Source organism: Nostoc sp. DedSLP03 (genome assembly GCF_034530815.1).
Taxonomy (GTDB): Bacteria; Cyanobacteriota; Cyanobacteriia; order Cyanobacteriales; family Nostocaceae; genus Nostoc.
Genome location: NZ_JAVRCK010000009.1, coordinates 16325 through 32028, shown reverse-complemented (window position 1 = coordinate 32028; position 15704 = coordinate 16325). Strand labels below are relative to the sequence as shown.

General features: G+C 41.5%; 14 protein-coding genes. 1 reads left to right on the top strand and 13 read right to left on the bottom strand.

The annotated features are described in order from the left end of the window. Nucleotides 1-274 precede the first annotated feature (274 nt). The gene (locus RM368_RS06360) at nucleotides 275-670 is read right to left on the bottom strand and encodes a TIGR02588 family protein (RefSeq protein WP_322693290.1); all 396 of its coding nucleotides are present in this window, start codon (nucleotides 668-670) and stop codon (nucleotides 275-277) included. Beyond that, on the bottom strand, nucleotides 667-1554 hold the full coding sequence (locus tag RM368_RS06355) for a TIGR02587 family membrane protein (protein WP_322693289.1): 888 nt from the start codon (nucleotides 1552-1554) through the stop codon (nucleotides 667-669). Before RM368_RS06355 ends, RM368_RS06360 begins: the two co-directional genes overlap by 4 nt. 610 nt (nucleotides 1555-2164) lie before the next feature. On the opposite strand from RM368_RS06355, the gene RM368_RS06350 reads away from it, so the two are divergent. Then, nucleotides 2165-2347 carry a CsbD family protein gene (locus RM368_RS06350; protein ID WP_322693288.1) on the top strand — a complete coding sequence of 61 codons (183 nt, stop codon included), beginning with the start codon at nucleotides 2165-2167 and terminating at the stop codon, nucleotides 2345-2347. 145 nt (nucleotides 2348-2492) lie between these two features. On the opposite strand, the gene RM368_RS06345 is transcribed toward RM368_RS06350, so the two are convergent. From RM368_RS06345 to mutL, 11 genes are all read right to left on the bottom strand, one after another. Beyond that, complete coding sequence (locus tag RM368_RS06345; RefSeq protein WP_322693381.1) at nucleotides 2493-2816, bottom strand: DUF2262 domain-containing protein; 324 nt, start codon at nucleotides 2814-2816, stop codon at nucleotides 2493-2495. After that, nucleotides 2747-3010 (bottom strand): hypothetical protein, encoded by a 264-nt coding sequence (locus tag RM368_RS06340; protein WP_322693287.1) that lies wholly within the window; start codon nucleotides 3008-3010, stop codon nucleotides 2747-2749. The genes RM368_RS06345 and RM368_RS06340 overlap by 70 nt, the downstream gene beginning before the upstream one ends. Nucleotides 3011-3277: 267 nt before the next feature. Beyond that, nucleotides 3278-5482, bottom strand: a complete 2205-nt coding sequence (locus RM368_RS06335; RefSeq protein WP_322693286.1) for an adenylate/guanylate cyclase domain-containing protein — start codon at nucleotides 5480-5482, stop codon at nucleotides 3278-3280. A 218-nt stretch (nucleotides 5483-5700) separates the two neighbouring features. Beyond that, nucleotides 5701-6066 carry a four helix bundle protein gene (locus RM368_RS06330; protein ID WP_322693285.1) on the bottom strand — a complete coding sequence of 122 codons (366 nt, stop codon included), beginning with the start codon at nucleotides 6064-6066 and terminating at the stop codon, nucleotides 5701-5703. Continuing rightward, nucleotides 6063-7085: a hypothetical protein gene (locus RM368_RS06325; RefSeq protein ID WP_322693284.1), complete on the bottom strand. Its 1023-nt coding sequence runs from the start codon at nucleotides 7083-7085 to the stop codon at nucleotides 6063-6065. Before RM368_RS06325 ends, RM368_RS06330 begins: the two co-directional genes overlap by 4 nt. A 163-nt stretch (nucleotides 7086-7248) precedes the next feature. Further along, the gene (locus RM368_RS06320) at nucleotides 7249-8889 is read right to left on the bottom strand and encodes an FAD-binding oxidoreductase (RefSeq protein ID WP_322693283.1); all 1641 of its coding nucleotides are present in this window, start codon (nucleotides 8887-8889) and stop codon (nucleotides 7249-7251) included. 228 nt (nucleotides 8890-9117) lie between these two features. Continuing rightward, complete coding sequence (locus RM368_RS06315) at nucleotides 9118-12378, bottom strand: cyclic nucleotide-binding domain-containing protein (protein ID WP_322693282.1); 3261 nt, start codon at nucleotides 12376-12378, stop codon at nucleotides 9118-9120. Nucleotides 12379-12486: 108 nt separating this feature from the next. Then, the gene (locus RM368_RS06310; protein WP_322693281.1) at nucleotides 12487-12672 is read right to left on the bottom strand and encodes a response regulator transcription factor; all 186 of its coding nucleotides are present in this window, start codon (nucleotides 12670-12672) and stop codon (nucleotides 12487-12489) included. 7 nt (nucleotides 12673-12679) lie between these two features. After that, nucleotides 12680-13138 (bottom strand): response regulator transcription factor, encoded by a 459-nt coding sequence (locus tag RM368_RS06305; protein WP_322693280.1) that lies wholly within the window; start codon nucleotides 13136-13138, stop codon nucleotides 12680-12682. Nucleotides 13139-13397: 259 nt separating this feature from the next. Continuing rightward, nucleotides 13398-13592: a hypothetical protein gene (locus RM368_RS06300; RefSeq protein ID WP_322693279.1), complete on the bottom strand. Its 195-nt coding sequence runs from the start codon at nucleotides 13590-13592 to the stop codon at nucleotides 13398-13400. A gap of 285 nt (nucleotides 13593-13877) precedes the next feature. Next, the gene (mutL, locus tag RM368_RS06295; protein ID WP_322693278.1) at nucleotides 13878-15632 is read right to left on the bottom strand and encodes a DNA mismatch repair endonuclease MutL; all 1755 of its coding nucleotides are present in this window, start codon (nucleotides 15630-15632) and stop codon (nucleotides 13878-13880) included. Nucleotides 15633-15704: the final 72 nt, after the last annotated feature.

Sequence of the window (15704 nt, the reverse complement as noted above, 5' to 3'; positions counted from 1 at the left end):
ATTATTATTGCCTCCACGAGTAAAAATATACTCGTCACTACTACTACCTAGCAAAAAGTTATCGTTAGGGGAGTACCAGCAACGATAGATAGAAAATATACCTTTAGAGTTTTGTAGATCAAATGTATTCGATCGTCGTAATAGTCCCATATTACAACGATCGCAATTATAAATTTCTGATGAAATATACTTAAAGATAGTTCATCCGATTTTATATCTCTGGTGAGATAAAAAAAATACGATTACCTATTTCTTAAAATTATATGTCAGTACCTTATGGCAATTTATAGCTACCAACACGTAGATTTAACTGACCTTGGCGCGGGTTATGGCTAAATATAAATGCGCCTTCTTCACGTTCCCCACTAGATAAAAAGTCAATCTGTTGCTCTCCTGTTTCTGTAACTTTGCCGTCAATCATTAACTCAGCTATAATCTGAACTGACTCAGCTGTATCTCCTCCATTATTCACAACTTCAAAAGGAACATAAAACTGGCTATTAATTTCTCGAATTGTTTGTTTTTTAGTGACAGAAAGGATAGGAGGTTGATTTTTTTCGTTCAGCCAAGTGTAGCCTACTAGACTCACAATGATTGCTAAGATGAATGAGGCGATGCTGAATGTTATCCACTCAGCTATTGAGCGCTTTGGTTGTTCTGTTTTACTCATATTGCTAACCTTCCGGCTGCACCACCAATGGTTGCGGGTAAACCCAGTATCAATGTGTGATCTAACCACATTGTCCAGGGGTCGCTAAAAGTTAATTTTTGAAAGAACCACAGCATAAAAGCGCCTGCTAGCAATGATACTAAGTAGGACATAATAGTTTCGCTCGATGGTCGTTGAAAAATTCCCTTTTGCTCTTTACGTTTTTGCTGGTTAGAAAAACCTGCCTGAAATACAATGCCATAAGAAATCAACAAAGATGCGGCGATCATTGCCAATTCCCAAGGTGGAGAGGTTGCGGCTGCAAGCATAGGAATTTCATCTGTGGGAGCGATGTTAAATGCAATTATGGTTGCACCAATCAGGGTTCCACCCACATCCACAAAAGTGGCGTGTAACTCATCACTTTTGTTCTTGGTTGTATTATTTTCGCGATCGCTTCCTTGTCCTTTTCCATTACTGTTTTCAGTCTCTCCCAACAACTGATTCGCTAATGCTACACCAAGAGCGAAGGGCACACTTTCAAAGATGATTTTACCTAAAGATTCCTTTAGGGAGGTTTCTGGTGTCAATTCTCGCAATAGTAATAGCACAAAGGTAGAACAAGCTATGCCGATCGCGATCGCTTCGACGGTATCAATTGCGGTTTGAGCAGCTAGCCAGCTATATCTGCGTTTGCGAAAGCCTTCTATCTGATTGAGCAAGTAAACCACAATAAACATTAATGCGATCGCCGTCATGATAAATTGTGCTTTTGCCAGCGAGCCAATCCACCAAACCTCCATTGTGTACAGCAAGGGTATGCCAAACAAAAAACCTCCACAAGCACCTCGAATGATGTCATTAATCTCATTCTTCCAAACATTTTTTTGACTTTTCGTTGGCACTCCTTTATTTTCCTTTTATTTAAATTTTGTTTTAATTTATAATTCATTTATCTGCAAAAAAGTTATTTTTTTAATATATATAAATTTTATTTATCAGATTTTCATGTTTTGTACGATCTGCTACAGTACCGATCGGCATCTATCTTAAGATAATATTATTTACCAAAATATTCTCTCGGTTGATGGAAGTAAAAAAAAATACATAGCTGTTAGATTATGTAATAGCTTTAGGGACTTACAAGTAATAAGATAAGCAATATTTTATTACTTGTAGGGTGAGCGTCTTGCCCGTCCCGTGAAATGGGCGGGCTTTTCGTCCCACTTTGCAAGTAGTAGTAATTTATCTAGGACTTCGCAAGTGTCACAAAAAAATCGGATTTGTAGTTTGTAGTTAGTAAGGGTTTTAGGCCTTATTTTGTTCGCGGAGCGTCTCGCAGAGAAGACTAAAATCCTCTCTTCTCTTTCAGAGACGCACTCGCGTTCGAGACGCTACTTCGGCTTTGCTCAGTACAAGTGCGCGAACACTACGAACTGAAAATAATATGCCAGTTGCGTAAGTCTTGTTATCTTTGGAGTTCTCTAAATCAACTACAAGCTGGAGATAAAAACCATGAGTGTCGAAAAGAGAATAGAAGCGACTGCAAAAAATATTGAAGGAAAAATTCAAGAGATTGTGGGTGAAGTCACAGGTAATCCACAAGATAAAACTGAAGGACAAGCAAAGCAAGCTGAAGCCCAAATCGATCACACCGTAGAAAATATTAAAGACGAACTGAAGAAAGCTTTAGAATAATTATCGCTAGTCTAGGGTAAATAGCGATTTTAACGATGAGTAACTCCTAAATTTGTAACTTGATTGCTCCACTTTCTATAAGTTAGTGGGGTTTTTTATCGCGTAAAATCTGAAGGTGTTAGTTACTAAAAACTTGCCTCTTCAACTAACCATGGATAAATGCATCTACAAAGCAATCATGTTTATCCATTTTAATAATGATACAGTGTTCAAAAAATAGGTTTCCATCGTTATAGTAGAACTCTGCTTCACCATCTGGAAAAAACACCAATCCTTCAAGCGTCATTCGGTTTTTAAACTCCTCAGATGTTAATGTCGCACCTTCATCAAGCCATGTCTCATTCTTAAGCTTTAGCAATTGTTGAACAGCATATTCTTTTGCCGTTTGATCGTAATGTTTCAACTCTCGTACAACACTACTAGCTCTGTGCAAGGCTGACTTGACCTTATCATTATCGTCTGTTGAAATACTAATTGAAAGTTGTGTTTCAAAGAATACAACTTGGCTTTCATACCTGCTGCTCCCTGTTCCCTTTCCTTTTCTTTATCACCTATCACCTGTTCTTTAATCGCTAAATTAGCAATAGTTCTCTGAGTTGTATTCCAATTCCAAGCGTGGTTTGTCATCCAAGTATCTAACTGATCTTCAGCAGCTTTACTCATGTTGCTGAACTTGCTGTATGTGTTCCCGGTTGTGGTAGTAAAGCTGTTTTTTACCAATTTGGCGAGCAAATACCTGCAAGGCAAATTGTTGGACTCAGGCGATCGCATCTGCAAATGTAGTGGGTAGATAAGTTGAAGTTGTCATGGAAGGAGCTATAGGAAAAGGCAGAATGCACAAGGCACAAGGGAAAAGATTGACTGGTCAGCGTTTCAGTATTTGGCGAGAGTCAAGAGTCGCCAAGGCGACTGCTATAAATTGAACGAATTTTACTTCTGTGTAAATGCCCATACGCCATTCCAATTGGCTGGAGTACCTTCTAGCAGCAATTCTTGGACTCGTTCTAGATAGAGTTTGGCAGTCTTATCGAGAGAGTTCACTGCAAGTACCTGTTCAAAACAGGCTTTGGCATCAGTAAAGTTGCCCCGACAGTAGTGTTGAAGTCCCCGCTCAAAGGTTTGCAAGGTGTCAAGTTTTAGTTCTCGGATTGCTTCTGTTTCGGCATCGAGCACTTCGTAAACCGCGATCGGTTCAGTTCTACCCTTAACGATCGCTCGATCCAAAAAGCGAATTTTGTACTGCTCTGGGTTGCTCAATCGCTCCAAGACCTCTTCAGAAATTAGTAATGAAACACCATAGAACTTTGTCAATCCTTCCAAACGAGCAGTCAGATTCACATTATCAGAGAACGCATCCCCTTGAATCCGGTTGTGTTCCCCTACCATGCCCACCATCATGTGTCCAACGTGGATACCCATGCCCACATCAATTGGCAAGTAGCCTTGAGATTCTCGTTTTTGGTTGTATTTCTGTACCCGTTTGAATTTATCAACCCCTGCGGCAACGGCATCATCCACACCATTAGGAAAGACTGCCATCATGCCATCACCCAAGAACTTGACAACAAAGCCATCATGGGCGCGAATTTCTGGAGAAACCCGTCGCAGGTAAGCATTGACAAAATCGAAATTTTCTTTAGGAGTCATCTTCTCGGATAGGGTTGTAAAGGAGCGAATATCCGAGAACATGACCGCCATCTCTTTGCTGACGTGATCGCCCAGTTCGATGTCTGTTACCCCGTGCTTGTTGAGAAACTTGAGATATTCGGGGGGAAAGAACCGGGCAAAGGAATTCTTCTGAGTTTCCAATCTCTCGAAGGATTCCTGGAGTTGAAACGCCATGCGGTTAAACGAATCAGCCAGCTTCTCAATCTCGATGATGCCGTTGACTTCAACGTGTTGCTCGAGATTTCCACTGGCAATCTCTTGAGACGCCGTGTTAAGTTTGAAAATTTGGTGACCGATCCAACGAGACGTAAGAACACCGATCGCAGTTGCCGCCGCAAATGTCAGTACGCACAGCAGAATAGTGGTGCGAGTATTGGCATTGATCCGTGCCATGAAATCATTTTCGGGAACAACCACCACCGCTAGCCAGTTGATACCCCGACCATCCTGAATTGGCATCACCTGAACGTAGTGCCACACACCGTTAATTTGAAACTTTAGGTTTTGACTGCTCTTAATGGCCTCAAACAGTCCGAAATGCTGGCGTAAATATCGGGCAGTAGCAGTCATTGTGGCATTTTGACTATCAGCGGCTGGCATTCGCTCAATCTTGCGATCGTCTCCTTTGCCACCTTTAACCTGGAATGGCTCCGGAATGGTTGAACTGACGACCAAATGTCCCGACGGCTCCATGATAAAGCTCTGTCCGTGGGGACTAATGTAAAGCTGTTTCAGGAAGTTTGTGATTCGCATCAAGGTGATGTTAATGCTCAAAACCCCCAGCAGCTTGCCGTTCGAGTCGTAGACAGGACGGACAGGAGAAATCCCCAAAGACGTATTCTCACGGGAAAAGAATGGATAAATTGGACTCCACGTAGGTTTACGAGCTTGCACGGCGGCTCTATACCAGGGGCGGTAGGTGGTATCGTACTTCGCCGATTTCAACCGCTTTTGTCGATTGCCGCGATCGTCCAGCAAGTAAATTTCGCGCATCGGCTCAGTAGCTTTGGTGCGAATTTTGAGTTGAATTGTGCCATCCTCTCGATGTTCCACACCAACAAACTCGTCCTGCTCGTTCCCAAAAGACAGATAGCTCTCTAAGTCACCCTGTCGCACTACCTGCCAGAAATAGCGTTGCAATCCTTCAAAGTCATCAAGCTTTAAATTGCCACTTTGGATACCTGCATCGGTAAGTTTCAAAACATTATAAGATTTATTCAAATAGTCCAAAACGTGTTGCTTAATGCGGGCACTAATTTCACCATTCAACTGAATTGCCAGGTCATCGATCGCCTGCTGTCCATTGCGGAAAGAGAACCACCCCACCAAGCCAGTTGACGCAATAATGGGAATAATAAATGGAACAATCAGAACAGTTCGCAGACGAAACTTTTTTGAGCGACTTGCTTTTTTAATAGTTGCGTAAGTCCTGTATAGAAAAAGCGGTTTGTAGTTTATCGATTTCATCTTGTCTATCTGATGATTTTATCTGTGCGGTGGAATTACTATTAGCTATATGCTGAGAACTTTTTACTAATTCACTCAGCTTTTGAACTATGGGCTTACTAAAATACAAACCAAAAACAATGGCAATTATAGGACAAATTATTAATAAGTATATTAATATTAATAATGTAGAAAAGCAACATTAACATGGCAATGTCCTTTTAGTAAGAATTCAGGAGTCAGGAGTCAGAATTCAGAATGGAATTAGCATAGCTTGTTAGTAGCCTACTAACTTCCTCAATTTGAAGCATTAATCCTGAAGTGTCACCATAGTCAAGGTCTTTTGAAAGAATTAGATAGTAGCGACATTCTTCTAAAGAACCTTGTGCAATGTTCAGAAACCGTACTTTATCTGCTGCTCCCTTTTTCTTAAATCCTTCTGCTATATTTGCTGCAATAGAGATTGCTGCTCGTCTAAATTGGGAAACAAGCCCATATATTTCTGATTTAGGGAACTGACCAGTAAATTGATAAACTAATAAAACAAACTGGTGTGCTTTTTGCCAAACTATCAAATCTTGAAATGTTTTGGCTGGCTGTCTCATTTATTCTGACTCCTGAATTCTGACTCCTGAATCCTTACACTGATAAATCGTTCAAATTCAAAAAATTTGATTAACACTTCTAAAGATGTTTGTTCATTTGTGGGGGTAGTTACTTCAATTTCTTGTATGGTTTCTAGATTTAGATACTGAAAAACTGCTTGAGTTAATATGGGGATTGCATCTGCTGGTAAAGAAGCCAACTCACGAGAGAGCCGATTTAGGCGAGATTTAGCAAAATTAACTTGAAATCTTGCACGTCTGAGTAAACGTTGTCTAATATTTTCGTACAGTTCTGGATTATCTGTAGCCAGAGTTCGCACGTTCTGATTTTTAATGATAGGAATAATGTCTGGATTTTCTTCTAAAAAGATTAGACTACCCTCCTGGTTATAAGATGCTATTCCTTCGATTCCCAAAGAACCAATATCCGCTAGAGCAATGATGTGAGCTACTGGTGAAATAGGTTGGTTCTGATTATAAAGAGAGGGTTGATAAATGGCTTGCTCTGTTGCATCATAATCACAAATGGTAGCGGCGATCGCTTCTTGAATGATTTCCAAATCTGTATCTGTGAAAAGAGCCGTACTTTTTGGATAAGATGCAGATATTTGTTGATTTAAAACTTGTATATAATTCAATAGAATTTCTATAGTTGCATTTTCACTGACACCTGCTTCTCGTCGTCTGGATGTGTGCGGTTGATGGGGTATAAAGATTTGCACTAAATCATGAGCGATCGCACAAAGATCCAGTAACAATTCCATCCTCTTAATTGTCTCTACATCAGCTGACAAATAAGGACGAATGACTTGAAAAATTAATTGAGCGCGTTGCTGTACAGCCATCAAATGATCTTTTGTATGGTAGTACAATTGCTTTTCGATAATTTCACGCTCAAACTCTACTAGAACAAATTTATTTACCTTAGCAACACTTTCAGTAAAATTACTACTGATGGATGGTATATTTTCTGTGGTTATTGGCTGTGATTGCCAGTTTTGTTGGTTTTGTGAATTCATCTCTATTAGGAATCGAACATCTGAAACACCTTGTAAAAGTAAGATTAGATGCTGCTTACTTCAAGCTGGAATATTTGAGTTGAGTCTAATTTTGTAGAACAGATAAATTTATAACGGCGTATAAAATAATTGCCCAAAAACAAGGCAATTATTTTATTTGCTCCTAAGCATCGATTACAACTCGGTCTCTAGGGTGAGCAATACAAGCGAGAATATAGCCTTCCTCCTGTTCGCTTTCATCGAGAGCATCAGGTTCTCCTATATACTTGACTTCTCCTTGAAGCTTCCGCGTTTTACAACTACCACAAACCCCACTGCGACAACTACTGTCGATCGCCACTCCTTCTTGTTCGGCTAACTCTAGAATCGGCTCTTCTCCAGTGCAAGTAATTTCTTTGCCAGACTTGGAAAACAGTAGAGTAAAAGAGCCTGTTGTTTTAACTAGAGGAGTAACTGGGGTAGAAATTACTGGTTTTGGTACTACTGTTGTCACTTTAGTAACTTGCTCAGTGACTACTTGAGGCGGAACCGATGGCTGGGGTTTTGACTTTTTCGCCCCGCCAAAACTTTCTTCATAGTAGTTTTGCATGGGGAATCCGATTTGCTCTAGCATAGTTTTTACCCCTTGCATAAAAGCATTCGGCCCGCAGACATATATTGTGCGCTGCCAAAAATCAGGAGCGATCGCATACAGCATTTGTTCGTCGAGTCTGCCGATAAAACCATACCATGCTTGACCTGCTTCGGGTCTGGTAATGGCGATCGCTAAACGAAACTTAGGCTGGCGGCTAGATATTAACTCTAGTTCTTGGCGATAAATAATATCACGAGGACTGCGGGCGCAATGAAAAAAGACAATATCGCAATCAGCAGCAGTGTCCATCATCCATCGTGACATAGACATCATCGGTGTGATACCACTCCCAGCAGAAATAAACAATAGTTTTTGACTGGGATTGGCAAAACAAGTGAATTTTCCCAAAGGGCCGCTGACTTTGATTTCACTACCGACTCTGAGATTGTCGTGCAACCAATTGGAAACTAAACCAGGCGGTACATCCAAAACATCTGGTGGTGCAGGAACACGCTTGACTGTAATTTCTAAAGTGTGGGGTCGTGAAGGAGTTGAAGAGATTGAGTAAGAGCGTTTGACTGGTTTACCGTTGATTTCCAGGTTCAGCGTCATAAACTGACCGGGTTGGTAGGTAAATAATATTGGTGGGTCAGCAGCAAAGCGAAACGTCTTCACATCATTAGTTTCGTCAATTATTGCCAGACAACGAACCATTAAATCACCTTTTGTCCACCGACTGATTTGTTCTGGCGGCACAAGTGCGATCGGCATATACTCACTAGGCGAAGGAGTCGGCTGACTTGGTTGCTGACTCACTTGGGGAATAGGGATGGTGTATGTCGCCTGTGGAAGAGTTGGTGTTTGGCTTTGGACTTCCCGAACTGGTGCGACCTCTGCATTGTCTGTTGCCGAGCCGGTTGCTTCAACAGTGAGGATAAATTCGCCAATCCGAATAATGTCATCCTTTTTCAGGAGATATTTTTGGTTTAGACCCGCCGCTTGGTCATTAATGCGGGAGCCAGTCAGGCTAGCCAGATCGGAGAAGTAATATTCGCCCTCTTCATAGCGGATACTACTGTGAACTCGGCTAACTTCAACACTGGGCAGGACTATACTACAATTGCGGGAGCGACCCATAAAACATTCGCCATTAATCATAACTTCTGGCGATATGTCTAACTCTTGTCTCTCTGTGGGTATTTTTGAGTTTAACAGTTTGATTTTGAGCATACTAACTTTCCTAAGTTTCAATCATTAGGTATGGGGCATTGGGAAGCAGGAGGTAATAACGTTTCACTTTAAAGTTGATACATTTAGGCAAGCAGAGGGGCAGAGGAGCAGAGGGGCAGAGGAAGCAACAAGAGAGGGGAAAAGGTTAAAGGGTAAAGGATGAAGAAATAAACCCTTTCCCCCTTACCCATTCCCCTTTACCCTTCTTACCCATGCCCAATGCCCTTTTCACTTCTGACTTTCTCTAACTTGTGCAGTTAACCTTTGCAGACGACCAATCATGTTCAGCAACAAACTCCTCGACACTTCCGAATCATTGCGTAACAGTGTCTCAAAATCCTTCGCCTCTATGACCAAAACTCGATTGATTTCAGCCTTGGCAACTACATTTGCCGATCGCGCTTGCCTAGTCAAGACTCCCATTTCACCAATAGTTTCGCCTGACCGAATTGTATTGACGACAACCTCAATATCTCCTTGCAGAACCGTTACATCAACTTCACCATCGATCAACAACAGCAGTTCATCAGATGGTTCTCCAGCCTTACAGATAATTTCTCTTTGACGGTAAACTCGAATCTCAGCCTTGCGAGCCAGTTCGAGCGTCGCTTCCGGTTTCACCGTTCGCAAAAGACTGGTTTCAAACATCAATAACAGCTTATCCAGGGTGCTGAAAGTTTCTTTTGCTACTGCTGAGTCTACTGGCGATTGCTTTTTCCAACTCACAGTTATGGCTGGTTCCTCTGCTGGGCTAAACCGAATCACATCTCCTGGCTGGAGACGCACTGTATCATTTTGTATGCGTTTATCATTAATACGTAAGCCATAGGCACTTTTGAGCGCCGTTAATCTCACTTCTTGCTCGCCAAGATGAAATATCGCGTGGTGCTGAGATACTCTGGCATCGGGCAAGATGATATCATTCGCTAAACTACGTCCCACTTGCACGGCTGATTGCTGAAAGACAAGCTGTTGTATTTTTCCCTCCACCTTCACTTCAGCCGTGAGAGTTTGCAACAAAGCAGCAGCCTGTCCTTCATCCAGACCCAAAATATTTTCTGCTGTCTCCTGCACTAGCCAATCTCCGGGTTTTGTAGAGTTGAGTAACTGGCGTGCTTGTTCGCGCCCTTGCTGTGGATCGAGTTGCTCTAGGGCGTAAAGTGCAGCTGCTTGGATGAGTGGCTCTAGTTCTTGCAAAAGTTCTTTAAGAACCTCAATCACAAAGGGCTGATGATTGGCTGACATCACCTTTGGTATTGGTTGTCCAGCAACAAATATTTGCGTCGGTGCTTCGTCATCAACTATCTGTGCTGGAGTATCAAAGGTTGCTGCTAATTCTAAATCATCGGGTTGCAGAAGTGCGATCGCCTCCTCAGCAATTCTTTCTTGCCACCGCAAAGTATTATTAGCTTCATTCAGAATATTTGGCAATACATTTTCTGCAAGTATGCCAATGGCACTAGCTATTTTCACAGCTTCCGGCGCATCTTGCAAAACTTCGAGAATACTCAATAATTGCTTGGTGATAATTAGTTGCTTATTTTCAATAGCAACTAATCGCAGCAAGACAAACACGGGTGCTTGATGACTTGGAAAATTACTTAAAACTTTGTAGCGGACAGTTAGCTCCTTTAACTGTGTAAGTAGTATCTCTGCTTTGCGGAGAATAGCACTGTTTTCATCAACCATTTGGGATAAAATTTGTGCTTCTTCCTCTGCTGTAATGCCATACTCTTGTTTCAGGGCTTGAATTTGCTTGTCTCTGCGCTGGAGTGCTTGACGCAAGGGAACTCCCATCTCGATCAAATCTAACAATTGTAGTTCTAAAGCTTGCCGATAGCTTTCGATTCTTAACTGATTTTCCCGACTTCTGCGTTTAGTTGGATCTAATAAAGATGGGTTTTCTACTCCCAATTCTGTCAATATATTGAAGTGTTCTTCATCCTTAAGTCCTAATTCCAAACGAATTTGCTTGAGTTCGTCTAAGCTATTTGCTGGCTCTACATTTCCTTGTTCTAATTCTTCGCGCAGCAATCCTTTGTAAACCTGAAAGCTAGATTCTTTACTAAAACTGGGCAGTACTTTTGCAAGAACATACACCTCATCGGGTTTCAGGTCTGCCATTGACCGACCCTCTAAGAATTTAGAGAAATCAACTGTTAATTTAGCCAACTGACGACGCAGACTTTCTGCAAGACTTTCCCGCGAATAAGTTTCCGCACTGCGGCTGAGTGTCCTGTACAGCCACAATGTACTGACGAGAATGACTAAAGCGTTAAATCCTAGCTCTATGAGATTTGGTAGTTGTTTGAGTATGGGACGGCCAGCAAATAAGAAATAACAATTAAAAACTACAAAGGTAGAAATTGCAAAAGTACTGTGTTGTACCTGTTGTTTACTGAGAGGTTTATTAATCCGTTGGCAATAAGCTTTGTATTCTTTTTCTACCCTTGACAATAAGAAGTAACTGGCTGCGACAAAAGCCCCAATAGTAAGAGGAACTGCAACTATTTTCGGAATCGGAATCGGCTTACCAAAAATATAAAATCCTGGATTTAAAAGAGTTGCCAACTGATTTTCTTCATGGCTCCAAATTCCAGAATAGTAGTAATCAAGAGTGCCAGAATATAAAAAATAGTAAAGATAAAAACCGATAACTAGTCCTACATAGCCGTATTGAACTATTCTCCGACCTGGCTTGTTAAAAATTTCCCAGTAAGACCGTTCTGCATCAATGTCCATACAAGGAGATTGGCAGCTAACACAGGCGCTTTTTTCGTTACCATCTTTATCTGATGTCCGACACATAGACTGAGTAACAATTTGTTTTTGACCTTGGTGAGCCTCACTTCCTAACAATCCCCTTGGCCCGTTATAAACCATCTGCACGGGGGCCATAGGACAAAAATATTGACACCAAGTTTTACCAGCAAATAGATAATTTACTGATATTGCTGATAGAATTGTTAGAATAATAAAAGACCCTAAAAACAGGCGATCGGCATTAATAAATAAAATTCTCAAGCAAAGACCAATGCAAAGAAACCCAAATTGGAAGTATAAATGATTGCGACCAAGCCAAGAATCTTTTGCTATTTTAGCTAGTTCATAGCGCACTGCTCCTGTGCGAGGATTAGTGATTTTGCGTTGACGTTGCTTACCTAACGCTCTCGGAATTTGTGATAGAAAAGATAACGGACAAATCCGCCGCCATGTTTCATGTCCTAAAACAAAGATAATCGATACTCCACAAGGAACTACAATTCCCCAAAAGATTTTGGCTCCTAATGCAAAAGGTTTCACATCAACACACTTTCCTTGGACTGTGACAACCTCTTGGCATTTCGTCGGGTCTAAGAGATTCGGATTGAGACGGAAAATACTCCATTCAGTAGTAGGCTGCGTGAGATATGGCGAAATCGGGTCGTAAAATAACGATAAAATGAGTAAAATCCAGCCAATAACGAGCAGCCATCTAACAAAATGCATTTGTTTTTCCGCAACTCGATGAAACATGATGGCGATCCTGATTGTTCTGTATGGTTATGGAAGGTGACTGGAGTTGTAGAACTCCAAGAATTTTTTTCTTAGTGACATTCATACATATCCAACTCGCACTGCCGCAGTAGCAGCCTCCGTGCGGTTCTTTATCCCTAACTTATTTAGTACCTGAGTAACATGATGTCTAATGGTAGAAGGACTCAGTTTCATTCGTTCAGCGATCGCTTTATTACTCAATCCTAAAGCCAACAGTGCTAATACCTCTTGTTGTCGCTTACTCAATTCATAGCTAGATTAGGATGAGGGTTTGTCTAGTTGCAGCAACGCCTGAACAACTTCTCGGTTCAACAGAGAACGAACGACCCATCGCCGCAGATCGGATGGCATCCGCCAACTCATCAATTGAAATGTCTTTGAGCAGGTAGCCAATGGCTCCGGCTTGCATTGCTTGCTGTACTAAGTTATTTTCAAAAAAACTGGTCAAAATTAAAACTTGAATTTTCGGGTATTTTTTGCGGATAGCTCTTGTTGTTTCTGCTCCATTCATCCCGATCATCATCAAATCCATTAGCACTACATCTGGCTGCAACTGTTCGCACAAATGTACCGCTTCATCTCCATTATGTGCTTCCCCCACTAATTCAATATCATCCAACACTAGCAAAAGAAATTTAATACCTCCCCGCAGAATTTCACGATCGTCAACAGTAACGACACGAATTGGTTTGACTAATTTGACATTTTTCATATATAAATTAGCGAGATTTATAATCATTTTTAATAAATTATTGTTTCATTCAGCGTGTTTATACTTAAAATTTTTTACTTTTTTTTAATAAAGGCTTAATATCATTTCATAATGAGTAATTTCACATAGCATTCAGTCTCTCCTAATTCTTTGCCTGACTTTCATGGCAACTTAGAATAACTTCAGTTCCTTGCGCTGGAGAGCTTTATAGATGCAAAGTAGCACCAATTGAATCAGCCCGTTCTTTCATAATTGCAATCTATAAATGACCAGATGGTATGTTGTTGTGGTGAAAACCATAGCCATTATCGCTAATACGCAAAAGTATCTTTTGTGAATCGCCGTAGAGACTCACTGAAAGTTTTCTGGCATTTATGTAATCTCTACATTCATGGCTGGCGTTGCATAATTTTAGCGATCGCTGCATTCGCCAACGACTGAACCAACCGCGCACGATAGAACTCCTGCTGCAAAAGAGACAGAACACTTGACGACCCTCTCTGGTTGGAGACACACTTTCGTTGACAAGTATAGTTTATTTGTGCCGACATCCTTACCTTAGTTAATAAGTCATGCGTTGTTAAACTGGTATTGTGACCATAGCAGTTCATTTTTGATATGCCTTATCCAGACTGTCTAGTGGACACTAATTTGTCACGCGGACATTAATTTGTCAACGCAGACAAATAATTTGGCAAACGACATTTTTTATAGCTATTGTAATGTCTTGCCAAAAACATCAAATTCCATGACTTTTACCGATTACCCAATTCCGCCGGAAAAATCGGGCTAATGCTGATTCTTCTAAAGATAAATAAATTGGTCGTCCATGAGGACAGGTGCGAGGGTTGCGAGTGCGTTGCCAATTATCTAAAAGTGTCTGCATTTCTTGCTGATTCATGGGTGTACCATTACGAATAGCACTGCGACAGGCGACAGCTACTTGGGCTGTTTGTAAATCGCCTCCCCAACTAAGTTCTAAAATTGCTTCTGCACAGTCGTCTCGTTGCTGCAAAGGGGCGGGGATATTACGGACAGCCCAAAGTTGCTCGCCAAAGGGTTCTATATCTAAACCAATGCGTTGCAGTTGCGATACTTGCGCTGGCGATAATTGATAAAGAATGATTGGCGGTTCGACGGGTAAAAGTTGCCAATCATCGCTTAATTGCTCATATAAAACTCGCTCATGGGCAATGTGCTGTTCTACTAACCACATCCCACTTGAATGTTCCGCCACAATATAAGTGTTGCTTACTTGAGCGACAGCTTTTAAAGAGTTAGGAGTTGGGAGTGAGGAGTTAGGAGTTTTGGAATTTTCGTTGGGATTTTGAGGATTGAAATTGTAATTACCTTTGGCTTCTGCGGCTTTGAGTAATTTACTAACTCGTGTTGTGTGAACAGCTTCTTTGAGATTGTTAGAAGAAATGCTGAGTGCTTGGTTAATAGCTTGGGTAATTTGCTCTTGCCAATAAATGATTTCGTTGAGATAAATTTCTGTTTTTGCTGGATTGCGATTCCAGTTAATTTGATCGGGGGAAATGGCAAGATGTAAGAAACAAATTGGATAGCGATCGCGTGGTAATGTTCTATGAAATGCTGATAATATCGTTTGCTCTAATTCCGGTGTCTTAATCATGCGTCTGTTGATAGCTACACGTACCCAATCTGGACGATGACGATGAGTGCGATCGGGTAATCCTACCACTAAATTTAGTGCTGAGTGGGGAGAGACGCGATGAATCGCGTCTGTACAAGTGTCCGTAGAGACGCGATTCATCGCGTCTGTACAAGAGTTGGGAGGGTTAGGTATTTCGAGTTTGACTTCTTGTAAATCACCTTGTCGCACTTGTGGTAAAATCTGCGGTAGCAATTGCCCAATTGTCGCTGCCGGACAGATGGTGAACCATTGACGGTCATTTTGCCAAATCTGCCAAGTAACGTGGGGATGACAGAGGGCGATTTGGTGAATTGTGGCTTGCACAGCTTTCATTTGCTGTGCTGTTGTGGGTAATCCCTGACGACGAGATGAGCAATTACCGAAAAGATGGGAAACTGTAACTACTGTACCAGGTGCGATCGCAGTTGCTTCAACTTGTACAACTTTCCCGCCATCGCCATAAATTATCCGCCATCCTAAATTTCCCCCCAGAGGACGACTCAAAATTTCTAAATCAGCCAGAGTCGTTAAACTGTGCAACGCCTCACCACGAAAACCCAAACTGTTAATTTTCCACAAATCGGCACTAGAGCGAATTTTACTAGTGCTGTGGGCTGTGGCTGCTTGTTGCAAATCATCTAGGTTCATTCCACAGCCATTATCTGCCACCCGAATTCGCCATTGCTGCGGCCACAGAGAAACCACAATTCGCGTTGCACCTGCGTCTAGGGAATTTTCTACCAATTCCCGCACCACAGAGGCTAAAGAGTCGATTACCTCTCCAGCTGTAATGAGATGTACAACTTCTGTTGGTAGAGCTTGAATAGTAAATGCCATAAATTATAGTTTATAGCTTCTGGCGCACACTATACGACTTCTAGCAAGAATCCTTTCTTAGCAAAAAAAGAA